The sequence below is a fragment of the Methylovulum sp. genome (assembly GCF_028687615.1).
In the GTDB taxonomy this organism is placed as follows: domain Bacteria; phylum Pseudomonadota; class Gammaproteobacteria; order Methylococcales; family Methylomonadaceae; genus Methylovulum.
In genome coordinates, this window is record NZ_JAQTZU010000006.1 from 110,564 (window position 1) to 134,688 (window position 24,125).

A 24,125-nucleotide genomic window follows, 5' to 3' on the forward strand; every position below is an offset into this window, starting at 1 on the left:
AGCTAATAAGCCATTGCCAAACCGACAAAAACCGCCATGCCATACCAATTGTTATTCAAAAAAGCTTGGAAACATGAAGCTTTGTCACGATGGAAAATCAATTTTTGCTGGTACGCCGACAATCCGGCGGCAACACCTAAGCCCAAGTAATAAGGCCAATGTAATTGTTCCAATTGCCCCACCACTACCAGCAGACCCAAAATGACAGCTTGCAACACGGCTATGATATGGCGGTCATACTCGCCGAACAGGATAGCGGTGGATTTGACCCCGATTTTTAAATCATCATCCTTATCGACCATTGCATACATCGTGTCATACACCAAGGCCCATAACATCACCGCCATGTACAATAACCAGGCGACTAAAGGAATCGCGTTGGTTTGTGCGGCAAACGCCATCGGTACGGCCCAACCGAAGGCCATACCCAAATACGCTTGCGGCAATTGCGTGTAGCGTTTCATGAACGGGTAACTGGCGGCGAGGAACGCCCCCGCAAACGACAGCAAAATCGTGTACGTATTCATCAGCAACACCAATGCAAACGCGATCAGGCACAACACGGCAAACAAAACCAATGCCTCTTTGGGCTTAATCTCCCCCGTAGCAATAGGGCGCTGTTTGGTACGTTCAACCTGCGGGTCAAAATTGCGGTCGGCGTAATCATTGATGACACAACCTGCCGAACGCATCAGCACCACACCCAGTACGAACACGACAAACACCAAAATATCCGGTTTGCCGTGGCCTGCAAGCCATAAGGCCCACAAGGTCGGCCATAGCAGGATCAGAATGCCAATCGGGCCGTGCAAGCGGGCCAGGATTGCGTATTGTCTTAGTTTTTTGATGATCATTCGGAAAACCTGCTGATAGTTTTTCAGCGTGTGAGTGTAAGTAAAAATGCTATTATAGCCCTTGTTCTGGCACTCATCGTTATACACAAGTTTATTCCGGCCTACTCCGAGATGTGTATAACGATGAGTGTTCTGGCAAGGGTGCGTAGCCAAACCTGCTAGCTGCACCCCCCCATCCCTACTGACTGCAAACAGGCCGTTACCATGACATGCAAAATCCTAATCCTTTACTTTTCCCGCCACGGCACGACGGCGGTGATGGCAAACCATATCGCGCGGGGCGTGGAATCTGTCGTCGGTACGGAAGCGGTGCTTAGGACGGTGCCGGATATATCAACAATATGTGAAAAAACCGCCGACAGCATCCCTGAACATGGTGCGATTTACGCAAGTTTGGATGATTTGCGTAATTGTGATGGTTTGGCTTTAGGCAGCCCGACGCATTTTGGCAACATGGCGGCCCCGTTGAAATATTTTTGGGATGGTACGACCGCATTGTGGTTTTCTGGGGAATTGGTCGGCAAACCAGCGGGCGTGTTTACATCCACCGGCAGTATGCACGGCGGGCAGGAAAGCACCTTGTTAAGCATGATGTTGCCCTTGTTGCATCACGGTATGTTGCTGATGGGCCTGCCCTACACCGAAGCCGCGTTGCGTGAAACCACATCAGGCGGCACACCTTATGGCCCTAGCCATGTGGCTTTGGAAGACACCGGTTTGACTGACCACGAAAAAGACTTGTGCAAAGCCTTAGGGTTACGACTGGCGAAAACGGCACAGGCTTTGAAAACTTCCTAAATATCCGTCCACCACTTCATGAAACCCAACGCCAGTTATTTTTACGCCACCGCCCTCACCGGCTTTTTCGGCCTATTCGCCTTGTTGATGTTGTGGCCTACCGTGCTGGTTCCATCCAGCCAATTTCCCGTCGCCTTGGTGTTGCTTGCAACGGTCACCCCTTTATTGATACCCATGCGCGGTTTATTGGCACGGCATCGCAAAAGCTGCACATGGATGGGCTATATCAGCTTGTTCTATTTTATCCACGGTTCCACCGAAGCCTACAGCAATGGTGACGAACGCCTGTACGCCGTGTTGGAAGTCATCTTTAGCCTGATGTTGTTTCTCGGCACGACGCTTTATTTACGCTTCGCGACAAAACCCGACTGATTATGGCAGAACAACTTCCCGTTAATTTTGAATTTCGGGCCAATCAGACTTTCATGGATTTTTTTGCGGGCGGCAACCAAGAAATCATAGCGCACCTGCAACAATGCCTGGACGGCACCGGCGAACAACAAATCTTCATCTGGGGTGAAAGCGGATTAGGCAAAAGCCATTTGTTGCAAGCCTGCTGCCACCAAGCACACCAATACCCAATGGATGCGTTTTATTTTTCCCTGAATTCCCCAACCAGCTTACCAGACCCCGCCATTTTGACCGGATTGGATCAGTTTGATCTGGTTTGCGTAGACAACATTGAACACATCGCCGGTGACCCTGTTTGGGAACAGGCATTTTTCAATTTTTTTAACTTGCATCGCAGCCACAATCACAAACTGATCTTGTCCGCCAGTTATGCGCCGCCGACTATCGCGATTATTTTGCCCGATTTGCAAACCCGCCTGAATTGGGGCTTGACGCTCAAACTCAACCACCTATCTGAAGACGACAGCATCAAGGCATTGATATTTAAAGCCAAACAAATGGGTTTTGAAATCTCCCCGCAGGCAGGACGTTTTTTGCTGACCCATTACCACCGGGACTTGGCTTCGCTTTGGAATTTGTTGGACACATTGGACCGCGCCTCCTTAGCCGCCAAACGCAAACTCACCCTGCCCTTCGTCAAAAAGATTCTCGAACATACGGCATGAGCTTGAAAGTTTTGATTGTCGGAGCCGGGGCGATAGGCACGTTCTACGGCGCATTGTTGGCAAAAGCATGTTGCCGGATTATGAACTCGTCCAGACGATGGAAATAGAAGCCATCGTCGGTAACGCGCTACGGACGGCTACACGGCTTAAGGTTGGTTGCCCATATTGGGCAACGGTTTATGCGCTATTGAAATTGCGGAATTTAAAATTGCAAAATTCGTAAATTAACTAACGCCCTTTAAAAAACACATAATCCGCTTTATAAGCCACGCGCTTTTCATTGCCAAGATGGTTTCCATCGCATCCAGATGTGGGTGGCAGGCCGCCTTGGGTGTTGATGCGGTTAATAAATTTCGCATCGGCAAAAAAATCCTTGCCCTTATGCGAGACAACCTCGACCAATAACCAAGCAATCGCCTTATCGGAGACATCAAGCTTTTTGACTACCCGCCCAACCACGTGGCTACCCGCTTTATATTCCCAAATCGGCCCGGCGTAATGTTTGCCGACCACTTGCCCATGATCATCAAACAACAGCGCATCAGGTGCTTTTGCTTCCCAGGCGTACTTGTTTTGATTAAGTGTGCATTGATAAATCTGCTCGCCTTGCGCGTGCACCGATAAAAATGCCTGCTGACCTTCGGGTGCTTTAATCGGCTCAGGAATTTTACAATTGGCATAAGCCGCCGTTTGCAGCAAAATCGATAAAATCAGTATTTTTTTCAGCATGTTAATCACCAAGGCATCAAGGTTCCGTCATATTTAAGAAAATCACCGGATTGTTGCAGTGTAAATCCCGCCATCACTTTACGCATTCCGCTGATGCTTTCTTCCGCTTCAATCAGGGCATTGGGACCGCCCATGTCGGTTTTGACCCAACCTGGATGCAATGTCAACACACCGATGGCCTGCGGCTTTAATTCAATCGCCAAACTTTTCATCGCCGCATTCAGCGCGGCTTTGCTGGAGCGGTAAAAAAGACTGCCGCCACTGGTGTTGTCAGTCATACTGCCCATCAAACTGCTGACATTGGCGATTAATTTTTGCCCGCCACGTTGTAATTGCGGCAAAAACGCCTCCGCCATTTTCACTGGGGCTTGGGTGTTGATGACAAACGATTGCAACCACAGCGGATAATCTAACTGGCCGAAACCGTTAGTCTTGTTGTCATGATAAACGCCGGCATTGTTCAGCAACACATCAATGCGGCTATCCGCCAATTTTGCCGACAAATACTCTATCGACCCAAAATCCATAACATCCAGTGTTTCCAATTGGATGTTGCCATACTGCCCCGCTAAGGTTTGTAAGGCTTCCGCCTGTGCCGGATGACGGCAACAAGCGATCACCTGCCAACCATCCGCCGCATATTGGCGGCAAAACTCCAAACCTAACCCCCGGTTCGCTCCAGTTATTAAAACAATACCCATCTTTCTCTCCCATAAAAAAGCCTTCTGCATCAAAGACACAGAAGGCTTGGCCTGACAAACCCAAAATAGCTTAAGCCGCGAAATTGGCCGCCGCAAATTCCCAGTTGACCAAGGCCCAGAAAGCTTCCAAGTATTTTGGACGGGCATTGCGGTAATCAATGTAATAAGCGTGTTCCCAAACGTCGCAAGTCAACAAAGGTGTTTGGCCCGTAGCCAATGGGCAGCCAGCGTTGCTGGTGCTGACCAATGCCAAACCGCCGTCAGCATTTTTGACCAACCAAGCCCAACCTGAACCAAACGTTCCGACGGCGCATTTAGTAAATTCTTCTTTAAATTTCTCAAAAGAACCAAAAGTGGCGTTAATCGCATCAGCCAAAGCACCGGTAGGTTCGCCACCTGCGTTAGGAGCCAAGCTATTCCAGTAAAAAGTGTGGTTCCAAACTTGGGCGGCATTGTTGAAGATAGGGCCTGAAGATTTCGTAACGATTTCTTCCAAAGACATCCCTTCAAATTCGGTGCCAGGAACCAAATTGTTCAAGTTAGTCACATAAGTTTGGTGATGTTTACCATAATGGAATTCCAAAGTTTCTTCGGAGATGTAAGGGACCAATCTATTGTTTGCATAAGGCAAAGCAGGAAGTTCGAAAGCCATTTGATTATCCTAAATGAAAGTTAAAAGGGATTGTTAATAAACCACTGGCTACGATAAATACCCAGTAATTTAATAAGCTATAACTTTAGCACTGCTAAGCGATTAAATAAAGCCGGACTTGTCAGAATTAAGTTTATACGGGCTGGCTTCCCTATCAAGTTGGCCTGAATCCCTAACAATAGTTTGCCGACGGTTACAAGCAAAACGATACATAACTTAACTATATGTTTTATAAAGTTTAAAATAACTAAAATAAAAGATTGGAACAAACAATTACGCCCAATTTTTTTAGCAATTTTATTGATAAACCCTCATTAGTGCTGGTTTATTTTCGTTCTTGCTATATAATGCGCGGCTTCACCAAAAGTTGTTAATGCCTCGGTGGCGAAATTGGTAGACGCAAGGGACTTAAAATCCCTCGGTGGTAACACCGTGCCGGTTCGACTCCGGCTCGAGGCACCAAAAAAATCAAGGACTTAGGTTTTTAACCAAGTCCTTTTTTTATGCCTGTAGGTTTCTACGTGACACTCACGTGACACTAAAAAATAATTCACCACAAAACGCCGCAACAATTGCCGATATTTTAGGCACAAAAAAACCGCCAATTAAGGCGGCTCGTAAGTTTTTAAATGTTGCCGTCATGAATTAAACGATGATTAAATCCAAAAACATCATACGGTGTTCAGCTGATTGGTTGTCCTCTGAATCCAGCAACACAAACCACTGCTTTTCGTAAAAACTGACGGCATCGCTTTTGGCATCGGTCACCACAAAGCGGCAACCGACATTTTCGGCTATCCTGTCCCGTATCAAGGCGATTGCATAATCCACCAATGTTGAACCAATGCCAAAGCTTCGGTAACGGCTATCGACCGCCAGACGTGCAATTTTAACAGCGGGTAAAAACTCGTAATGGTTGGCTTGGTTACAGTCAGCCAGTTCATAACCGTTTTGCAAGTCAATCTCGCTACAGGTCAGCGTGACATAACCCACGATGTTTTTATCGCCCATCACGGCAACATAAGTTTGTGCAACACTGGACTGCTGGAATTGCTTGGCTTGTTTTTGCAGGAAGGTTTTTAGCGGCAAGAATGACGGGTTGCCAGTCTTGAAGTTTTGGACGGTATCGGATGCTTCAAGTTTACGGATGGTGTAATCGGAATCAGGCATTACGCTTTAATTTAAACGTTTCACCTTTATTGACTTTCTCACTGATGGCACGACCACGCGCCAGAGCCGCCAATGCCAACGGGTTTGGCTGCGCTTCGCTGACTTGCTGGACAAACCGCGCCGCATCTTTGCCGCTGAGTTCAACCCTGCCAAATGTGCTTGATTTGATTGCCACAGAATATACGCCTTTGATTAATAAATGACTGGACACTATTGTATTAGAAATAACTACAATAAAACACCATCAATTACCGCAACTGTTGCCGAAATGTCAGGCACAAAAAAACCGCTGTTACGCGGCTCGTTTGTTAAATTCCCTCACGCCTAATCTGTTTCAGGCAGTCGTTTTGTTCCCGTAACAGCTTCGCTATATCCTTAATCAACAAGCGGACACCGCCCTTATAGGCGTTCCGTGACGTTATCGCCTTGCCTTCGGGTGTCCGCGCCCCTGTCGAACTGTTCCACGGCTGCCATTGCCGGATTTTCTCCGCTTGCCGCTCCCGTTGTTCCTGTGTCCAGTGCCTCGCTGCCATAGTGTGCCTCTAATAGTTCGTTTGGTGGTATTTTACAATTTCCCGCGTGCGTGGCGGGCGTGCCGTTGTTGATTTGCTGGTGTCCGTTTGAAATGTTGGCTTGCTTGGCATAGATGACAGGCGGGTTTTTTATCGCAGCCAAGGTCTCCAGCGTTGCCCTGCATTGGCTTTGGGCTTTCAGTGCCAAGCGTAAATCCAGTTCGAACTGCTTTAACGATTTCATGTTACTCGCCCGCCGTGCCAACTGGTTGAACAGTTCATCAAGGGTGTATGCTTGCGCCACCAGCATGGCTTCGGTGCGTTCCCTGTCGCCGTTGTTAACCGCTTCGATTTGCGGGATTAGGGCTTGGGCAATGTCGTATGCCGACACTTCTGGGTTACCCTTCCAAGTGTTCATCGTCATTGCCGCCCGCACTGTCGGGTTAATGAGCATCTCGGCTTTTTGGAGCAAGTCGGTGGGTATGGTTGCGGGTATCGTTTCTTGGGTCATGATTTTTTGCCTTTTTCAGCGCGATTTTTCTTGAAAGTGCCTAAAACTCCACCCGTTAAAGCGATTTATAGCGTGGGGCGGGCATACGGTGATTAAACTTACAGGGCATTGCTATCAATGCCTATCTGTTCTTTAAATTGTGCAAGCTCCGAATAATGCAATAAATACACATCGGTTGTATTTGCCAGTTGTTTTGCCGACGGCGTATAGGTTGCGTTAGAGACCACGGCGGCTATGCTTGCCCCTGCAAATTGTTTACCTGCAATGGCTTCTTGCACGGCTTTGTTGCCTATGGGGGACGAGTATTTTTTACACTGAAAAACGGCCTTTTTGCCGCCGTATTCGGCAATAACGTCTATGCCTTGGTCGCCTGATGCTTGCGTCACTCTGGCTTGCCAGCCATTGGCCTCCAAAATGTCCGCGCAAAAATGCTCAAATTCTATGGGCGACAACGGTTCAATATCAATGTTGCCGTAATGTTCCGCGCCGTCTTGCCTTCTTAATTCATCATGTATGGCGACTGCCCGTATTATCATTCCCTGAATGTCGGAACGGGTCGGATAACTTAAATCATTATCGCCATTACGTTTTTTTTGTGAACCTAATAAATCTTTGAGCCTTTGGTCTTTTTTTAAAACCTTATCAATGAAATAGTCGATTTCACGCTGCCACTTATCATCAAAAACATTCCCATAATCATCACGCATAATCATTTGTTTGCGTTTTAATGACAAGGTGGCGATATGTTCATTAATGACCGTATCAATAAGCTCGATAGTTCTTTTTATGTTTGCAATTTTGTAAGCTTTTTTCTTGTGCGCAATGAATAAAAAAAGAACTACTAGAATGACTAAAGACGCTCCTATTCCAAACTTATCAAAGCCTATTGCGGATAGGGTTAAGATGCCTAAACCGACATAAAAAATGCTGAATAAACCAGCAAATAAAATGTCTGCAATAGTTCGCTTTTCTACATAATTAGATTGTCGTATTTTCTTATTCCTTCCAAATATAACCCAGACAAAAATTGATGATGCCAAGAGAATAATCCACCCCGATGGGGAATTATCTTGTTGAGCGATTGGTTGACTTAAAGGATACGACACAGTTGCAGCCGTGTTTACTGTTGTGTTCACTGTTTGGTTTATGGAAGGTAGTTTGCTTATCATCCCTGCCGCATTGCTAGAACCCGCGTTTGCCGATTTGGTAAACCATTCAACGGCTTTATTTTGGTCTTTAGGTAAGCCGCCTACGCCCTTTAAATACCTGTAGCCTATAGAATACATGGCATCAGCATTGCCATTATCGGCTTTCTGAAATAGTTCTTCTTTGCTCTGGCGCGTTTTTATAGCCATTCATTTACCCTTTTGCTTTAATGAAGTTTTCCACATATTCAGACGGCGATTAGTTCCGGTCAGTTTCCATAACCCTATGCGGTTGTAATCATAGGTAATTATCGAACCTATGTCATCAAATGATAGGTCAAGCACGATACTGCTATTTGTCTGAAAATGCCTATATTTCGAACCCGCTAAAACCGCTAAATCATTTTAGCCATTTTAGCGGGTTGTAGGTCAGCCCGTTTTACAGAAAAACGGGGTTAATGTGGTATTTCGGCAAGGGTGGTCGTCCACGGTTTCCGGTGGTGCGTTTGCGGGTCATTATCAGCCAGTTTTCATCTATCAGGATGTTACAGGCGGCTTCCACGTCCTGCCTATCCTTCAAGCCGTGCCAGCCTTTATCATAGACCGTCTTGCCAGTGAACGGGTTGGGCAGGGCTTTGGCCTTAATCTTACTGGCAAGTTTTACCGCCGCCTCGTGTTCGGGGCTTTCCGCCATCGCATAAATGCGCCGTGCGTGGCTTTCGAGGTAGTCACACCAATCCACCGCCAACCATGCCGCCGTTGCCGATACCGCACCATGTGCCTTGCCGTCGGCAATGTCGATGCAATGGAATATCAGGGCTAGGCTAGGCATCAATGAACGGAATTTGCCCAAATGCTCCACCATCAGCGGGTTTTCTTCACGGGTCAGTTTGACGGTCTGCCATTCGGTCAACCATTCATTGAAAACCGCTTGCCCGTCGTCATCAAAGCGGAAATAAGGCCGCGCGTCATATTCCCCTTGCGTTGCACCGTATTGGATAAAATCCAGTTCCGCCAAGGTTTTGATGATGCTGTATGCCCGTTGCTTTTCGGCCTTGTCGGGTACGGTGTCGATTAATGCCCATTCTGTCGGCTCGTCAGGCCAGACGGCAAGCTGCAAGCGTTGCATCAGGCCGTCATTGTCGCCTTGCAGGGCTTGGTACAGATACCGCTTTAGCTTGTCCGGTTGGATGCCGCCTAACAGGCTGATGCAGATATTTTTGGCATCGGTCAGGCCGCGCCCGATTTTGACATCGGTATAAGAGCCGTTGCCGTTCCAGCCTTCGAGAAAATAGGCGCGTTCGTCGGCTTTGTCCTCCCTGTCCCAACCAGCTAATAAACCCATCAGTTCATCACGGAACACCAGCAAACCGCGCGGGTTTTCATTGTTCAGCTTGGTCATGCTTTGGATGCTGGTTTCGTTGGTTTTGAACAGTCGGCGGCTGGCTTCCGGTTCGGCATGGGCGGACAATTCCAGATAGTCGGCTTTCAGCTTTGCAATCTTTCCCGTTTCAACCACGCCATCCTTGCCATTGCCTTTAGCGGCTGATTTTATCTTGCCTTTCACATCGTCCAGCATGGCATCGTTGGCAATTTTATCGAATTCAGCCGCCGCTTTATCCCGCTCGAACTTGTCGCCATAGTCGGCTTGCAGGCGTTCCAACAAGCTTACTGGCTCTTTCATGGATGGCGATTTAAGGACTACCGAAGGCCGCCCGATACAGGCCCCCCATAAATTCGGTATCACTTCCCAATCATCAAAGCGTTTAGGACGCATAGCGCACCCCGCGCCAATCACTGAACTGGTTATGACCAAGGCCGACACGGTGGCGAAATCCGGCGGTGTTTGCATCCGGTGCGACACGTCCGCCAGCCATGCCCTGAACGGTTCGGGTATGATTTGCAGTGGCAAAGCTTGCACGGGGGGCGTTTGGGTTTCCAAGGCATTGGGTTTTTCCCAATCAAAAACGCTGGAGTCTGCACCCGCTAAACCCGCTAAAGTAGGTTTGGCTGTTTTAGCAGGTGTGAGTTCGGCGGATTTTGCCAGTTTTTTCAATTCAGCCACCGCCCACGCTCTGGAGTCATCAGGAAACGCCGCGTAACCGTCCCACTCTGGCGCGTGGTTCTGTAGCCAGTCCACCACGTCGCCGCCTTCGGGCAAACCGTCCAACTGTAAAGCCTTAAGCGTTGGGGGCGATGCCAAGGCCATTAACGCCGCGTAAACGGCTTGGGCGTACTGTTCCGCCCGCGTGGTCATAATCAGGCAATAGATAGGCCGTCTTGAAACCGTCCAAGGGTGTCCAGTTGGCTTTGCTTGCCGCATTTGCGCCGCCTAATGACGTGACCGCGCATAAGCCTAGGCCATGCAGTGCCGCTGCTGATTTTTCACCTTCGACAATATAAACCGCTTCGTCATTAGGTTGACGCGCCAGCCAATCCAAACCAAACAAAGGGCGTGGTTCATCGGGTGCGCCCGCTGTCCAGCCCGTGCCGTTCGGCTTGAAAAACGGGATAATGTCCTTCTTGCCGTCGCCGTCCTGATACCGCCCGACTTGCCCGAAGGCCGCGCCGTCCTTCGCGCGGTAAGTCCAAACGTGAATTAATGGCTTGCCGTGGTGGCTTTGGGGGATTCCGTTCATACAAGCCCCCAATCGTTCGCCAATTGTTCCAAGGCTTCCACAAACTTGAGGCCATATAAAGCCATCGTGAAGGCGATAATGTCACTGCCAGCCGCACCACAGGCAAAGCATTTAAACGCGCCAGTCACTACATTGACATGGAACGAACCCGCGTGATTGTCGGCATGGAACGGGCATAGACCGCCGTCATTCCAGCCATGCTTTTTTAGCTTTGCCTTGGACAGTTCGTGGTGGTAATAATCTAACGGACTAACCGAGTTTTTGATAAAATCAGCATCGAGCTTTTTGGGCTTCCTGTTCAAAGTGTTCATTGCTTCTTGCCTCCCGAAGCTTTAGCGGTTGCCGCCGCTTTGGCTTCAAATTCTCGAACGGCTTCAATGAAGCCCACCACACGCCCGCCCATTTCCGCCTTTAACCTTTTCAATGTTTCAGGTTCAATCGCGTAACGCCCATAAGTTGCGGCTCTGCCTATAGGGTCATTTGTCGGGGCGGTTTCCTCTTGGGTTTCGATAGGCCAGCCGTGGCGGTGACGTAGCTGTTCAATGTAACCAGAAAGCCTATAGCTCGAAGTTGCTTTTTGAAAGTCACGATGGGTGAACCGCTGGCCTGTTAGTAGGCGCATCAGTGCGCGGCCCGTTAATGTGTTCGTTTTTGGAAAGGAGGGCATCATTTTGCTCTCCGGTTTTGGTCTTCCAGCCATGCAAAATAAGCTGATTCCTTAATCAAAACCTTGCGCCCGTTGCGGATTACCGCGCCAGATTTGGCTAATCCGTTGGTGTGTTCATGAAAAATTTGATGACGCAACCCGCCAACCGTAAAAGCGGGATGGCGTTTAGCGAATTGTTGCACTGAAGAGTAAATCCACGCTGTTTGCATGGCTTCGTTTATTTGTTTTTCTAACATAGATAATCGCCTTATATTGGAAAGTGCCACCGCGTTTTGCGGTAGCCTGCGGCGATTATCCTGAGTGGAATCACGGGTATTGCTTCATGCGTTTACCCGTGACGATAGGCGTGATTATAGACTTTTTATTTGTGATAATTGGTTGGCAATGGTTGTTTTATTCGTATCGTGAAGCTTCCCTTTGGTATCTTTCCAAGTTATGCGAGTGTCGGTATAGTCTTCAATATATCCGGTGTCGTCTTTATCATCCTGAAAATATTGCCATAACTCATCAAAGCTTGGTTTTCTGCCAAAACGATTAACGGCGGCTACTATTGCTCGCCTTAAATTCGTTGTTCTTGTGCGCGTTTTTTTTTCACCACCTTTAACATTGTCCGTTTCCGTGGTGGTTTGATTTGTGGGGGCTTGGCTTTGGACGCCATCATTCGGTTCAAGATTATTTATCGCTTCCATTTGATTTAACCAATTTGTCAACAAGCAACCGTCAGGCAATGGGTAATCCTTTTTATTAATCAGCCATTGTTTAAACTCTTTGGCATCGACCTTGCACCGTCCGCCTTCGGCATAATCCCACCGATACCCAACAAAAGCATCTGAATCCCGAAAGCCATCCTTATACCGATTGTTTCTATAAAATCGGTCATACCGTGATTTAGGGTCATTGTTTTTGAAGGCGGGTGGTTCAGATTTTCCGTCCCATTCACTTTCCAATTCATCTAAAACAGTACCAACAGATTCAACAGTACCATCAGATTCAAAAAAACCGACCCTTATTATTTCATCGCAACCAATCAGCGGGTATCGCAAATCAGGTATGGCGTTAGGGTTTTCACAGAGCCACCGCCAGTCTGATTGCCGCCGCTCATGAAAATAGTTTATTTCCCCTGCCAGACACGCTTCGGCAATATCAAAGGCATAAGATTTAATTGAGTCAGAATCTTGTTCTGAGTAGCGCAAGCGGGCAATATCCATAATAGGCAATCTCTCATCCAATTTTTTAAGTCTTGCTTTTTGTTCAAGTGTTAGCCTAGGCGGTAACATACTGATAGCCATCACACACCCCCAAATATCTTAGCGTTCATACTGGCAACCACGTTGGAAACATGCCCGTCTGATAAGTGCGCGTAACGCTTGACCATTGCCAAGGTTTTATGCCCTAGAATTTCGGCTATTTCAGCCAAACTTGCTCCATTCATGGCTAGATAAGACGCGGTGCAATGCCTTAAGTCATGCCATTTAAAATCCTCGATTTCTGCGGCTTCTATGGCTTTTTCAAAGTGCCAGCGTAAATCTATTGGCTTTTGCGGGTTTCTGTCGCTAGGGAACACTAACTGGCTACCTATGCGCCTTACTTTTGCATGGGCGCGTAACAATTCCAAACCATGACCGGATAAAGGAACGCGCCGCCGTTCGCCGTTTTTGGTTTCATGCAGGATTAGAAAACCGTCTTTAGGGTTTACGTCCTGCCATTTCAAGCCCATCAATTCACCGTGCCGCATACCTGTAGACAAGGCCAGTATCACGCATAGATAAAGCCATTCGTGCGTTGATTCTTTACAAGCCTGTAAAAATCTGGCGCGTTCGTCATCGTCCAGATAGCGCACCCTACCGCGTGGCTCGCTTGGTTTTTTGACTTTACGCACGGGTGAATCATCTATCCATTGCCATTCGGTAACGGCAATTGAAAAGGCATGGGATAGGGCCGCCATGTATCGAACTACGGTGGCGGGGGTGCGTTGCGTATGACGGTAGGTTGTACCACTTGCCAATTCATCACGGTACTGGACTATTAAGGCGGGGGTTATATCGGCAAGGACATAATGGTTACTTATAGCGCCCTGATGCCTTGAGTGCGGCAATAACTGGATTTTCATCTGGTCGTGGGAAATGGACATCATCTTGGAATTGATTTAACTTGCTATCATTATCTTGTTTCGACAACCGACGGTTTTGATGGCTGTCCTTGATTTCAATCTCCAGACCACCCACGATTTCTTAAACCGTGTAGCGGTTTTCAGGATGCCATCCTAAAAAAACAACAACAGTGGGATTAAAAACCTTTGTCTTTATTTTCAACAAGGCTTATGAAACGGGCAGAAAATTGGCTCAGGGATTTAAAGAATCCATGCGGATTGTATTTGATAAGCATCTGAGACAATGGAATTATAGTGCCATTCCTGAAGCGACAATTTTATTAAGTTGCTCAAGTTATTTCCTGCTCGTTCCTAGGCTTCTGGAAAACCAAAGTGACTTAAATTGGCTAATCAGGGTTAGCAATAGCGCATTGATTTTTAATTCGACATACCAATAAGGAGGCAGCTTAGCTTTCCTCCTATTTTAATACCCAGGATAAGTAAATGCGCCCCATTTTAAGCATGTCCTTCATCGCTTCTCTCCTATTATTAGCAGGTGGTTTCATTATTTGGCTATTTGTTAATGGCAAGCTGTCCCTTATCAACACCCAAGAAGTGACTAAAAGCTTTAGCCAGTTTGTTGCCATCAGCGGTGAGGATGAATTTGTTGTCGCTAAACTGATAACCAATGAAGAATTTACAATTGAAAAATACACTAACCTAATGGGGTTTCCTATCGGTGACAGTTCAGTGACGCTCTCATTGGTTGCGAATTACAAGTATTTCGTAAACCTTAGCGGGCTAAAACTGGATATTGAAAATGATACGGTGGTTATCCATGTGCCGAAGTTGGATTTATCAGTCCCTGTCGCTTTTGATTTTTCAACAGTACGGGAAAGCTGGAGAGAATTTTTGTTTGCGCCAGATCATAAAATACTTCTTGATCAACTCAGGAGAGAAGTCACTGCCAAACTGGCTATTAAAGGTAAATCCCAAATAAATGCTGTATACGATAAAGCGGCCAAGGCGCTGGCTGACAATTTTAACCGCCATTTTAGTGAAAATGGATATGGCGGGTACTATAAAAGCATTGTGGTGGTTTTTGCTAGTGAACGTAGCCCGTCGCGTAGGCAATTCAACTACGCCAATAGCCTTTGTGGAAAAGAAGCATGTTCTCTGGAGATAGGCCTAGGAAAAGGGTTGATTTTTTCTATTCATTAGAGGGTAAGGGTAATCGCTCAATTTTTAGCATCATTCCTAAGCTAGGACGGCGGCAACACATCGCGCAATGGCAAGCTGGGTTATCCAAAGCAGGCTACTGTCGCCAGCAAGCGTTGCGTACACACCAGTTTAGTTATTGGAAGTGCAACACTTTACGGGGCAGGCCGATTTGTGAAATGGGTGGAAACCCAGGAACCCGTTGGGGATTTGGCGCGGCTCGGCAAGCGGCATATCATTAATTTTTGGCAAGCCCACCGTAGCCTTACCGATAAGACCCGCTATGATTATTGGCTGGCATTGTGTGTGTTGTGGAAGTTAATGGGCAAGCCTGGCAAGCCACCTAGGCCGTTTAGTAAAACCCCTATCGCAACCAATACCGAAAACCCGCTTTAACCTTTCCCGTATCGTATTTATCCGCCGCCCTAAATCGCATAAATAGCCTCCAAAATCCGTTTTCCCAGCCGAACCCAACGAAGTGATATATTATGCGGCTTTAGAGAAATCCAACATTGCTAGCACATAACGCATGATCGAAGACATCAAGAAAACCCTGTGGGCGACCGCCGACAAACTCCGCGCCAATATGGACGCTGCCGAATACAAACACATCATCCTTGGCCTGATCTTCGTCAAATACATCTCCGACACTTTCCAAACCCGCCGCGCCGAACTCACGCGCAAATTTGCCGACAGCCAGGACGATTATTATCTGGACGATGCCGACCCTGACTTAATCAACGCCGAACTCGAAGACCGTGACTATTACAAAGAAGTCAACGTGTTCTGGGTGCCTGAAGCCGCCCGCTGGGAAAGTCTACGCGCCCAAGCCAAACAGGCTGACATCGGCAAACGCATTGATAATGCGCTGTCGCTGATTGAAAGCGAAAACCCCAAACTGAAAGGCATCCTCGACAAACGCTATGCGCGGGTGCAATTGCCCGATGGCAAACTCGGCGAATTGGTCGATCTGATCTCGCAAATCGGCTTTGGTGAATCCGCCGACACCGCCAAAAACCACGCCCGTGATCTACTGGGGCAAGTGTACGAATACTTTCTAGGCCAGTTCGCCAGTGCCGAAGGCAAACGCGGCGGAGACGATCACACACCGAGAAGTGTCGATTGGTTGCTTGTATCGGTACTCGCGCCCGTTCAAGGCAAGGTCTATGACCCCTGTTGTGGTGTAGGCAGCACTCTCGTGTTATCGAATATTTATTCAAATTCTCACAACGGTAAGAAGGGGGACTTATCAATATACGGACAAGACGCTAATCCAACGACGTGGCGATTGGCAGCAATGAATTTATCAATTCATGGAATTGACTTTAATTTAGGCAAAGAACCCGCCGATACCTTCACACATAATCAGCATCCAAATTTACAAGCCGACTTCATTCTGGCTGGGCCACCCTTCAATATTTCCGACTGGTGGCACGGCAGCTTGGAAGGCGACCCGCGCTGGGTTTACGGCACACCACCGCAAGGCAACGCCAACTACGCCTGGCTGCAACACATGCTCCACCACCTCAAACCCACAGGCCGCGCCGGTATTGTCCTTGCCAACGGTTCGATGAGTTCCAGCCAAAACAGCGAAGGCGACATCCGCCGCGCCATGGTCGATGCCGATAAAGTCGAAGTTATGATCGCCTTGCCCGGACAACTGTTCTTCAACACCCAAATCCCCGCTTGCTTGTGGTTTCTGGTCAAAGAAAAACGCACCCGCCAAGGTGAAGTACTGTTTATCGATGCCCGCAAACTAGGCAGCATGATTAGCCGCGTCCAATGCGAATTTACCGACGAAGTCATCGAACGCATCGCCAACACCGTCGCCACATGGCGTGGCGACAGCACCACAGGTGAAGCTTACACCGATATTGCCGGATTTTGCCGCAGCGTATCCCTGGCAGAAATCGCCGAACACGGGCATGTGCTGACCCCAGGCCGTTACGTCGGCGCAGAAGCCGTTGAAGACGATGACGAAGCTTTTGCCGACAAAATGCAAAAGCTCACCGAAAAGCTGGGCGAGCAAATGGCGAAGGGTGCAGAACTGGATCAACTGATACGCCAGAAATTAGGGGGCTTAGGTTATGAGTTCTGACCTGTCTGTCTATAGCCATCTGCTAGCTGACATTAAGACCCGAATTCAGGCGGCTCAAGTTCGCGCCATGTTGGCGGTCAACGCGGAACTCATCCACCTGTATTGGGAAATCGGTCAAATACTGGACTTACGCCAACAGCAAGAAGGCTGGGGAGCCGGGATAATCCCCAAACTGGCTGCTGATCTGCATAACGAATTGCCCGAACTTAAAGGCTTTTCCGAACGTAACCTCAAACGCATGTTGGCTTTTTACCGCGCTTATACAAAGCCTGAAGACTTTGTGCCACAGGCTGTGGCACAAACACACGGGCTAAAAATGCCACAGCCTGTGGCATTAATGGATGGCGAAAACCTACTCTGGCAAATTCCTTGGGGGCATCACGCCTTGTTGCTAGAAAAAGTCAAAGCTCCATCGGAGCGTTGCTGGTACATGATGTACAGCCTAATGCACGGCTGGAGCCGTAACATTTTGGCGATGCAAATTGAGACCCGTGCCCACTTGCGGCAAGGCCAAGCAGTGACCAATTTCAGCACCCAACTGCTGGCACCACAATCTGATCTTGTGCAGCAAACCCTGAAAGACCCCTATTTGTTTGATTTCCTCACCCTGGAACACGATTTTCACGAGCGTGAACTCGAAACTGGACTGGTACGGCATGTGGAAAAATTCCTGCTTCAGCTCGGTCAAGGCTTCGCATTCGTCGGTCGGCAATATCTGGTTTCGGTTGGTGAAGACGATTTTTATATCGACCTCCTGTTTTACCATCTGAAATTGCGCTGTTTCGTGGTGATTGAACTCAAACGCGGTGCATTCAAGCCAGAATATGCGGGCAAGATCAATTTTTACTGTAATTTGGTGGACGACAAACTCAAACATGAGCAAGACCAACCCACCATAGGTTTGTTACTTTGTCAGGACAAAAACCGTGCTATCGCCGAGTACGCCCTGCGCGGCATCGACAAACCCATCGGCGTGGCTGAATACCAGCTTATGCGTGAACTGCCGGAAACGCTTGCAAGCAACTTACCCAGCATTGCCGAAATAGAAGCGGAACTGGGCGGAGAAATGGGGGATTCTGATGGTAAAGAATAAGAATGAAACAGAGGCGGATGTGGCGGAAAATGTCATGTTAGGCTTTACAAACACGACCTACGCGCCTGAATTAATATGGCAGAAAATGACACTAAAAAATGCAGGGGTTTCTCTAATTGATTGCGACCATAGAACACCGTCTCATGCAGATGAAGGTTACCCGTATATAGCAATTCCTCAATTAAAAAATGGACACATAACACTTGAAGGTGTTCGTCTGATTTCTAAATCAGACTATTTGGATTGGACAAAAAAACTTAAGCCACAAGAAGACGACGTAATTGTTGTGCGTCGTTGCAACTCAGGTGATAGTGCCGTTGTACCGCGAGGGCTTGAATGTGCTATAGGCCAAAACTTGGTAATTCTTCGTGCTGATGGAACAACAGTCAATCCCAAATTCTTGCGCTGGCTAATTCGTGGGCCAGGTTGGTGGGAACAAGTTAAAAAATACATTAATGTTGGTGCTGTCTTCGATAGTTTGAAGTGTAGAGAAATTCCGCAATATGAATTGCTTATTCCTCCGTTAGTGCATCAAAAGGAAATTGCTACGATACTGGGAGCATTAGACGACCGCATCACCCTACTACGCGAAACCAACACTACCCTAGAAGCCATTGCCCAAGCCCTGTTCAAATCGTGGTTTGTGGATTTTGACCCCGTACACGCAAAACAGCAAGGTCGCGAACCGGAAGGCATGGATGCAGCCACCGCCGCGCTGTTTCCAGATAGTTTTGAGGAATCTGAATTGGGCTTAATGCCGGATGGCTGGAAACTATCAACAGTTCAAGAATCCTTTATTTTGACTATGGGGCAATCACCACCAGGTCATACTTATAATGAATCAGGCGAAGGAATTCCATTTTATCAAGGCCGAACAGATTTCGGTTTTCGATTCCCCACACAACGAATTTTTTGTACTGCACCCACAAGACTAGCCGAATTTGGCGATGTTTTAGTTAGCGTCCGTGCGCCTGTTGGTGACGTAAACATGGCTATGGAAAAATGTTGTTTAGGTCGTGGAGTTGCAGGGCTGCGACACTCGAAAAATTATAAAAGCTTTGCTTTTTATACCGCGCGAGGTTTACAGACAAGATTTCACTTGTTTAATTCTGAAGGAACAGTATTTGGATCAATCAACAAAAAGGACTTTCAAGGATTGCCAGTAATAAAACCAACACCTGATGTTATGCAAATCTTTGATGAAATTGCGTCACCATTAGACTCCAAAATCATAGAAAACGAAAAACAAATCAGAACCCTAACCACCCTCCGCGACACCCTACTCCCCCGCCTAATCTCCGGTCAATTACGCTTGCCCGATGCCGAGGCCATGCTTGAGGAAACCACATGATTACATTGGATACGTTGACATATTGGTTAAGCACGCCTCGGGAAAATGAACATCTCGAATTCAAGGAAGCCAAGCAGCAATTCGACAAGGCTAAATTGTTGCGTTATTGCGTGGCCTTGGCGAATGAAAGCGGCGGGCATCTCGTGTTGGGTGTCACGGACAAGCCGCCCCGCAAAATCGTTGGCACTCAAGCGTTTCAAAATCTGGGGGACATAAAAGCCAGGATTCTGGAAACCCTGGGTTTTCGGGTTGAAATAACTGAATTGCAGCACCCAGATGGCAGGGTGTTGGTGTTTGAAATTCCTCCCCGCCCTGTAGGAACACCGCTTCACTTGGAAGGTGCTTATCTGATGAGGGCTGGCGAAGACTTGGTCCCTATGAGTTCTGATCAATTGCGCCGAATTTTAGCGGAAGGCGCACCGGACTGGTTTGAGCAACCGGCAAAGCAAAATGTGACGGCTGACGAGGTGGTTGCGCTTTTGGATACGCAATCCTTCTTTGAATTAATCGGGCTACCTTATCCCACTTCCCGTGAAGGTGTGCTGGCACGTTTGGCTAAAGAACGCTTGATCGTTGAGGGTTCAGAGGGTTGGCTGGTAACCCATCTGGCGGCGATTATGCTGGCTAAACGTCTGGACAGCTTCTCGCCAGAATTGGCACGCAAGTCGCCGCGTGTAGTGATTTACGAAGGAATCAACAAACTGGTTACCCGTGAGGATAAACCAGGGGTTAAAGGCTACGCGGTCGGTTTCGAGAGTTTGGTTGATTTTGTGCATTCCGCTGCGCCGCAAAACCGTTACATAGAACAGGTGGTACGCGAAGAAGTGAAGATGTTCCCTCGCCAGGCCATTCGTGAATTAATTGCCAATGCCCTGATCCACCAGGATTTCCAAACCTCAGGCACGTCGGTGATGATAGAAATGTATGCCGACCGCCTGGAAATATCCAACCCCGGTTTGCCATCGATTAAAGTGGAGCGTTTTATCGACGAGTATCGATCCCGTAATGAGCGGTTGGCTGATTTGATGCGGCGGATGGGGATTTGTGAAGAAAAAGGTAGCGGGATCGATAAGGTCATTGATGCTGCCGAGGTTTTTCAACTGCCGGCCCCAGATTTTCGTGTCGGTGAAACACGGACAACTGCAATACTTTTTGCCCATCAGGATTTTGCCGACATGAGCAAGCCGGATCGTATACGGGCTTGTTATCAACATTGCTGCTTACAGTATGTGAGCAACCATCGTATGTCCAACCAGAGCCTAAGGGAACGGTTCAAGCTGCTGGAGTCGAAAGCGGCGACCGTTTCATTGGTGATTGGAGCAACCAAAGATGCGGGTTTAATCAAAGCCGACGAGTCTGATAGCACTTCAACCCGCTATGCCCGCTATTTGCCTTTTTGGGCATAAAGAGTGTTTTAATGCAAATCGCGACACCTATTGTTTTTACATAAAAAACATAATAATTCAAATAGTTAAGTGTTTTAAAGCAAAACGTATATTGGGTTTTAATCAATTAAATGCAGATGGAAAATTCGAAATGACCGAAGACCAACTCGAACAAGAAACCCTAAGCTGGCTGGCGGATGTTGGCTATACCGCTATTTATGGCCCGGACATTGCCGTTGATGGTGTCGCACCTGAACGTAGCCATTATGCTCAGGTGGTATTGGTCGAACGTTTACGCAGGGCAATCAATCGCCTGAATCCCTTGGTGCCATTGGTCGCGCGTGAAGATGCGCTGCAACAGGTGTTGAATCTGGACACGCCTGTGTTGTTATCCGCCAATCGGCATTTTCACCGCTTATTGGTCAACGGTGTGCCTGTTGAATATCAACAAGACGGCGAAACACGCGGCGATTTTGTCCGGCTGGTGGATTGGGATACACCCTCATCCGTCCCTTCGGGCCACCTTCTCCCAGAGGGAGAAGGGAAAAACGAATGGCTGGCAATCAACCAGTTTGCCATCAAGGGGGCAAAATATTCCCGCCGCCCTGACATTATTCTATTCATCAACGGCTTGCCGCTGGTGTTGCTGGAGCTGAAAAATCCGGCTGATGAGAACGCCGATATTTGGAAAGCGTTTGACCAACTGCAAACTTATAAAGAGCAAATCCCCGATGTCTTCCAGTATAACGAAGTGCTGGTAATTTCGGACGGTACGGAAGCGCGGATGGGTTCGCTGTCGGCGGATACCGAGCGTTTTATGGCATGGCGCACCATAGACGGTGTTGCGCTTGATCCGTTGGGGCAGTTTAATGAATTGGAAACGCTGGTGCGTGGGGTTTTGGCTCCGGTTTATTTGTTGGATTTCCTGCGCTTTTTTGTGTTGTTTGAAGATGACGGCACGTTGGTCAAGAAAATCGCGGGGTATCATCAGTTCCACGCGGTGCGGACTGCCATTGTCCAAGTGATTGCGGCCTCGCGTCCGGGCGGTTCGCACAAAGGCGGCGTGGTCTGGCATACCCAAGGTTCGGGCAAAAGTATCACCATGACCTGTTTCGCCGCCCGTGTGATGCGCGAACCGGAGATGGAAAACCCGACGATTGTGGTGATTACCGACCGCAACGATTTGGACGGGCAATTGTTCGGGGTATTTTCCTTGGCGCAGGATTTACTGCGCGAGCAACCAGTGCAAGTCGAAACCCGCCAAGATTTACGGCGCGTGTTAGCCAATCGGCCTTCCGGCGGCATTGTCTTTGCCACCATCCAAAAATTCATGCCAGGCGAAGATGAAGACAGTTTCCCCATGTTGTCTGACCGCCAAAATATTGTGGTGATTGCCGATGAGGCGCACCGCACCCAATACGGTTTTGCCGCGAAAATTAAGACTGTCTCTACTGTAGGTCGGGTTAGCGCCAGCGTGACCCGACAAGACGATGAGGTGTCGGGGTATACCCTTTCGGGCACAAGCGCGACGCAAACCCCATCGGCAGCAATGGCAGCCGAACCACGTATGGTGTATCAAGTCGGCTATGCCCAGCATTTACGCGATGCACTGCCCAATGCCACTTTTGTCGCCTTTACCGGCACGCCCGTGTCCTCCGAAGACCGCGACACCCGCGCCGTGTTCGGCGATTACATCGACATTTACGACATGCAGCAAGCCCGTGAGGATGGCGCGACGGTGGCGATTTACTTTGAATCTCGCCTAGCCAAGCTCGGTTTGAAACAAGACGCATTGGCGGACATTGACGCAGAAGTTGATGAATTGGCGGAAGATGAGGAAGACGACCAACAAGCCCGCCTGAAAAGCAAATGGACGGCACTAGAGCAAGTGGTTGGCGCTGAACCGCGCATCCAGCAAGTTGCCGCTGACCTAATAGCACACTTTGAGGAGCGTAGCCAGGCGCAATCCGGCAAGGCCATGATCGTGGCGATGAGCCGGGAAATTTGTGTGCATTTGTACAATGCCATTATCGCCCTCCGCCCAGATTGGCACGATGACGATCCAGAACATGGCGCCATCAAAATCATTATGACGGGTTCCGCCAGCGACAAACCCTTGTTGCGTCCGCATATCTATTCCAAGCAAACCAAAAAACGCTTGGAGAAACGTTTTAAAAATCCAGACGACCCGTTACGGTTGGTGATTGTCCGCGATATGTGGCTGACGGGCTTTGATGCACCCTGTGTGCATACCATGTACATCGACAAACCGATGAAAGGCCATAACCTGATGCAGGCCATCGCCCGTGTCAACCGCGTGTTCCGCGACAAACAAGGCGGTTTGGTGGTCGATTACATTGGCATCGCCAACAGTTTGAAAGAAGCCTTAAAAGAATACACCGCCAGCAAAGGCCGAGGCCGCCCCACCGTTGATGCCCATGAAGCCTACGCGGTACTGGAAGAAAAATTGGATATTCTTCGAGCCATGTTGCATGGCTTTGATTACAGCGGTTTCTTAACGGGTGGTCATGGCATATTGGCGAAAACCGCCAACCATGTGCTGGGCATCAAAGAAGGTAAGAAGCGTTTCTGCGATACCGCCCTGGCGATGTCCAAAGCCTTCACGTTATGTTGCACCTTGGATGAAGCCAAGGCTGAGCGGGAAGAAGTGGCTTTTTTCCAAGCTGTTAAAGTGTTGCTGACCAAGAAAGAGATCAGCGGCAAAAAGAAAACCAATGAAGAACGCGAACTGGCTATCCGCCAGATCATCGGCTCGGCGGTCGTCTCAGAAGAAGTCGTGGACATTTTTAACGCCGTTGGCTTGGATAAACCCAATATCGGCATTCTTGACCGGGATTTTCTCAACGACGTCCGCAACCTGCCGGAACGCAACCTTGCCGTGGAGCTGTTGGAACGCTTGCTGGAAGGCGAAATAAAAGCCCGTTTCGCCAGCAATATCGTCCAGCAACATAAATTCTCGGAATTGCTCAGCAATGTCATCCTCCGTTACCAGAACCGCTCTATTGAAACCGCACAGGTGATTGAAGAGCTGATCCAGATGGCGAAAAAATTCAAGGAAGCGGCGGAGCGCGGCGCTGACTTGGGGCTTAACAATGATGAGCTGGCCTTTTACGATGCCCTGGCGAACAACGAAGAATCCGTCCGTGAACTCGGTGACGAGACCCTGAAAAAAATCGCCCATGAACTGGCTGAGAATTTACGCAAAAACGTCAGCGTCGATTGGTCGGTGCGCGAAAGCGTAAGGGCCAGCTTACGGCTGATGGTGAAGCGGATACTACGCAAATACAAATACCCGCCAGGGAAACAGGAAGAAGCCGTACAACTGGTGTTGGAGCAGGCGGAGAGTTTGAGTGCGGAATGGGGTTAGTCTTGGTTGGTTGTGTGCAAACTACTATTATCTGCAGGTAGCTACGAAT

26 protein-coding genes and 1 tRNA gene are annotated in these 24,125 nt (G+C 48.4%); 12 read left to right on the forward strand and 15 right to left on the reverse strand.

Annotation, left to right across the window (positions count from 1 at the left end; genetic code table 11):
* Positions 1-2 precede the first annotated feature (2 nt).
* A complete protein-coding gene (gene ubiA, locus PHH59_RS05165; protein ID WP_300012247.1) occupies positions 3-854 on the reverse strand; it encodes a 4-hydroxybenzoate octaprenyltransferase in 852 nt (283 codons plus the stop codon).
* A gap of 204 nt (positions 855-1,058) precedes the next feature.
* On the opposite strand from ubiA, the gene wrbA reads away from it, so the two are divergent.
* The 4 genes from wrbA to PHH59_RS05185 all read left to right on the forward strand — a co-directional run bounded on the left by wrbA (position 1,059) and on the right by PHH59_RS05185 (position 2,951).
* The gene (gene wrbA, locus PHH59_RS05170; protein ID WP_300012249.1) at positions 1,059-1,652 is read left to right on the forward strand and encodes an NAD(P)H:quinone oxidoreductase; all 594 of its coding nucleotides are present in this window, start codon (positions 1,059-1,061) and stop codon (positions 1,650-1,652) included.
* A gap of 18 nt (positions 1,653-1,670) precedes the next feature.
* Positions 1,671-2,024: a DUF2069 domain-containing protein gene (locus PHH59_RS05175; RefSeq protein WP_300012251.1), complete on the forward strand. Its 354-nt coding sequence runs from the start codon at positions 1,671-1,673 to the stop codon at positions 2,022-2,024.
* A gap of 2 nt (positions 2,025-2,026) precedes the next feature.
* A complete protein-coding gene (gene hda, locus PHH59_RS05180; protein WP_300012253.1) occupies positions 2,027-2,728 on the forward strand; it encodes a DnaA regulatory inactivator Hda in 702 nt (233 codons plus the stop codon).
* Between the two features lie 67 nt (positions 2,729-2,795).
* Entirely contained in the window at positions 2,796-2,951 is a 156-nt protein-coding gene (locus PHH59_RS05185) for a ketopantoate reductase C-terminal domain-containing protein (RefSeq protein ID WP_300012255.1), read from the forward strand.
* A 5-nt stretch (positions 2,952-2,956) separates the two neighbouring features.
* Here the strand turns inward: PHH59_RS05185 and PHH59_RS05190 are convergent, their stop codons facing one another.
* From PHH59_RS05190 to sodB, 3 genes are all read right to left on the reverse strand, one after another.
* Positions 2,957-3,457 carry a DUF3455 domain-containing protein gene (locus PHH59_RS05190; RefSeq protein ID WP_300012257.1) on the reverse strand — a complete coding sequence of 167 codons (501 nt, stop codon included), beginning with the start codon at positions 3,455-3,457 and terminating at the stop codon, positions 2,957-2,959.
* Between the two features lie 5 nt (positions 3,458-3,462).
* The gene (locus tag PHH59_RS05195) at positions 3,463-4,158 is read right to left on the reverse strand and encodes an SDR family oxidoreductase (protein WP_300012259.1); all 696 of its coding nucleotides are present in this window, start codon (positions 4,156-4,158) and stop codon (positions 3,463-3,465) included.
* Between the two features lie 70 nt (positions 4,159-4,228).
* Positions 4,229-4,810 carry a superoxide dismutase [Fe] gene (sodB, locus tag PHH59_RS05200; protein ID WP_300012261.1) on the reverse strand — a complete coding sequence of 194 codons (582 nt, stop codon included), beginning with the start codon at positions 4,808-4,810 and terminating at the stop codon, positions 4,229-4,231.
* A gap of 375 nt (positions 4,811-5,185) precedes the next feature.
* On the opposite strand from sodB, the gene PHH59_RS05205 reads away from it, so the two are divergent.
* Positions 5,186-5,272: transfer RNA gene (locus tag PHH59_RS05205), tRNA-Leu, on the forward strand.
* A 183-nt stretch (positions 5,273-5,455) separates the two neighbouring features.
* Here the strand turns inward: PHH59_RS05205 and PHH59_RS05210 are convergent.
* The 11 genes from PHH59_RS05210 to PHH59_RS05260 form a co-directional block, all read right to left on the reverse strand.
* Complete coding sequence (locus tag PHH59_RS05210) at positions 5,456-5,980, reverse strand: GNAT family N-acetyltransferase (RefSeq protein ID WP_300012263.1); 525 nt, start codon at positions 5,978-5,980, stop codon at positions 5,456-5,458.
* The gene (locus PHH59_RS05215; protein WP_300012265.1) at positions 5,973-6,155 is read right to left on the reverse strand and encodes a hypothetical protein; all 183 of its coding nucleotides are present in this window, start codon (positions 6,153-6,155) and stop codon (positions 5,973-5,975) included. The genes PHH59_RS05210 and PHH59_RS05215 overlap by 8 nt, the downstream gene beginning before the upstream one ends.
* A gap of 224 nt (positions 6,156-6,379) precedes the next feature.
* A complete protein-coding gene (locus tag PHH59_RS05220; RefSeq protein ID WP_300012267.1) occupies positions 6,380-7,003 on the reverse strand; it encodes a hypothetical protein in 624 nt (207 codons plus the stop codon).
* A 98-nt stretch (positions 7,004-7,101) separates the two neighbouring features.
* On the reverse strand, positions 7,102-8,358 hold the full coding sequence (locus tag PHH59_RS05225; protein WP_300012269.1) for a restriction endonuclease: 1,257 nt from the start codon (positions 8,356-8,358) through the stop codon (positions 7,102-7,104).
* A gap of 229 nt (positions 8,359-8,587) precedes the next feature.
* Entirely contained in the window at positions 8,588-10,405 is a 1,818-nt protein-coding gene (locus PHH59_RS05230) for a YfjI family protein (protein WP_300012272.1), read from the reverse strand.
* A complete protein-coding gene (locus tag PHH59_RS05235; RefSeq protein WP_300012274.1) occupies positions 10,329-10,787 on the reverse strand; it encodes a hypothetical protein in 459 nt (152 codons plus the stop codon). The genes PHH59_RS05230 and PHH59_RS05235 overlap by 77 nt, the downstream gene beginning before the upstream one ends.
* Positions 10,784-11,098, reverse strand: coding sequence for a CHC2 zinc finger domain-containing protein (locus PHH59_RS05240; protein WP_300012276.1), 315 nt, complete (start codon positions 11,096-11,098; stop codon positions 10,784-10,786). Before PHH59_RS05240 ends, PHH59_RS05235 begins: the two co-directional genes overlap by 4 nt.
* The gene (locus PHH59_RS05245) at positions 11,095-11,409 is read right to left on the reverse strand and encodes a hypothetical protein (RefSeq protein ID WP_300012278.1); all 315 of its coding nucleotides are present in this window, start codon (positions 11,407-11,409) and stop codon (positions 11,095-11,097) included. The genes PHH59_RS05240 and PHH59_RS05245 overlap by 4 nt, the downstream gene beginning before the upstream one ends.
* A 44-nt stretch (positions 11,410-11,453) precedes the next feature.
* On the reverse strand, positions 11,454-11,690 hold the full coding sequence (locus PHH59_RS05250; RefSeq protein WP_300012280.1) for a hypothetical protein: 237 nt from the start codon (positions 11,688-11,690) through the stop codon (positions 11,454-11,456).
* A 114-nt stretch (positions 11,691-11,804) separates the two neighbouring features.
* Positions 11,805-12,743, reverse strand: coding sequence for a hypothetical protein (locus PHH59_RS05255; RefSeq protein WP_300012283.1), 939 nt, complete (start codon positions 12,741-12,743; stop codon positions 11,805-11,807).
* Positions 12,743-13,585, reverse strand: a complete 843-nt coding sequence (locus tag PHH59_RS05260; protein WP_300012286.1) for a site-specific integrase — start codon at positions 13,583-13,585, stop codon at positions 12,743-12,745. The genes PHH59_RS05255 and PHH59_RS05260 overlap by 1 nt, the downstream gene beginning before the upstream one ends.
* A 462-nt stretch (positions 13,586-14,047) precedes the next feature.
* On the opposite strand from PHH59_RS05260, the gene PHH59_RS05265 reads away from it, so the two are divergent.
* From PHH59_RS05265 to PHH59_RS05295, 7 genes are all read left to right on the forward strand, one after another.
* On the forward strand, positions 14,048-14,764 hold the full coding sequence (locus PHH59_RS05265; protein WP_300012289.1) for a hypothetical protein: 717 nt from the start codon (positions 14,048-14,050) through the stop codon (positions 14,762-14,764).
* A gap of 171 nt (positions 14,765-14,935) precedes the next feature.
* Positions 14,936-15,157 carry a hypothetical protein gene (locus tag PHH59_RS05270; RefSeq protein ID WP_300012292.1) on the forward strand — a complete coding sequence of 74 codons (222 nt, stop codon included), beginning with the start codon at positions 14,936-14,938 and terminating at the stop codon, positions 15,155-15,157.
* A gap of 133 nt (positions 15,158-15,290) precedes the next feature.
* Positions 15,291-16,859: a class I SAM-dependent DNA methyltransferase gene (locus tag PHH59_RS05275; protein WP_300012295.1), complete on the forward strand. Its 1,569-nt coding sequence runs from the start codon at positions 15,291-15,293 to the stop codon at positions 16,857-16,859.
* Complete coding sequence (locus tag PHH59_RS05280) at positions 16,849-17,952, forward strand: PDDEXK nuclease domain-containing protein (protein WP_300012298.1); 1,104 nt, start codon at positions 16,849-16,851, stop codon at positions 17,950-17,952. The genes PHH59_RS05275 and PHH59_RS05280 overlap by 11 nt, the downstream gene beginning before the upstream one ends.
* Entirely contained in the window at positions 17,939-19,303 is a 1,365-nt protein-coding gene (locus PHH59_RS05285; RefSeq protein ID WP_300012301.1) for a restriction endonuclease subunit S, read from the forward strand. Before PHH59_RS05280 ends, PHH59_RS05285 begins: the two co-directional genes overlap by 14 nt.
* Positions 19,300-20,709 carry an ATP-binding protein gene (locus PHH59_RS05290; RefSeq protein WP_019864240.1) on the forward strand — a complete coding sequence of 470 codons (1,410 nt, stop codon included), beginning with the start codon at positions 19,300-19,302 and terminating at the stop codon, positions 20,707-20,709. Before PHH59_RS05285 ends, PHH59_RS05290 begins: the two co-directional genes overlap by 4 nt.
* A 130-nt stretch (positions 20,710-20,839) precedes the next feature.
* Positions 20,840-24,076 carry a type I restriction endonuclease subunit R gene (locus PHH59_RS05295; protein WP_300012306.1) on the forward strand — a complete coding sequence of 1,079 codons (3,237 nt, stop codon included), beginning with the start codon at positions 20,840-20,842 and terminating at the stop codon, positions 24,074-24,076.
* Positions 24,077-24,125: the final 49 nt, after the last annotated feature.